Source organism: Streptomyces roseolilacinus (genome assembly GCF_014649335.1).
Lineage (GTDB): Bacteria > Actinomycetota > Actinomycetes > Streptomycetales > Streptomycetaceae > Streptomyces > Streptomyces roseolilacinus.
In genome coordinates, this window is record NZ_BMSV01000041.1 from 1 (window position 1) to 724 (window position 724).

The 724-nt window shown below is 71.1% G+C and carries 1 protein-coding gene and 2 pseudogenes; all 3 read left to right on the top strand.

Features of this window, described 5'->3' with window-relative positions:
- Positions 1 to 86 (top strand): annotated as a pseudogene (locus IE106_RS29995) (roadblock/LC7 domain-containing protein); the annotation flags it as partial.
- Positions 87 to 221: 135 nt separating this feature from the next.
- Positions 222 to 632: a DUF742 domain-containing protein gene (locus IE106_RS30000; protein WP_189538383.1), complete on the top strand. Its 411-nt coding sequence runs from the start codon at positions 222 to 224 to the stop codon at positions 630 to 632.
- Positions 613 to 724: pseudogene (locus tag IE106_RS30005) on the top strand (ATP-binding protein); the annotation flags it as partial. The gene IE106_RS30000 and the pseudogene IE106_RS30005, both read left to right, overlap by 20 nt.

Below are 724 nucleotides of genomic sequence, written 5' to 3' on the forward strand. Positions count from 1 at the left end.
ACGAGATGGCCCTTCTCGTGGACCGCGCGGGCAGCGTCCTCACCCCGGACCTGCGCGCGGAGCTCCAGGGAAGCCTGCTCCACTAGCCCGGCCAGGCGGGTACGCCCCTCCGTACCCGCCTGTCGCCTTTGTGTCATCTACACCGTCGGCCGCCCCACTCGGCCCCCCACCGGCCCAGTCAGACGGCACGCAGACCACCTGCTGTCACGACCGGAGGATTCATGACCCCGCCCCCCGCCTCTCACGACCCGTACGGCGTGTCGCTCGACGACGCCTCGTACGGGCATGAAGGCGATCAGCCGTTGGTCCGTCCCTATGCGATGACCGGCGGACGGACCCGTCCCCGGTACCAGCTCGCCATCGAGGCGCTGGTGTCCACCACGGCCGACCCGGCGCACCTCGCCGGGCTGCTCCCCGAGCACCAGCGGATCTGCCACCTCTGCCGTGAGGTGAAGTCCGTGGCCGAGGTGTCGGCACTGCTGTCGATGCCGCTCGGGGTGGCCCGGATCCTCGTCGCCGACCTGGCGGAGGCGGGCATGGTGGCGATCCACCAGCCAGGAAACGGAGAGGCCGGCGGCACGCCGGATGTGACGCTGCTCGAAAGGGTGCTCAGTGGACTTCGGAAGCTCTAGCGGCGGTGCGGCCGCCGGGGGACGGTCGACGACCAGCGCGAAGATCGTGGTGGCGGGCGGCTTCGGCGTGGGCAAGACCACGTTCGTCGGCG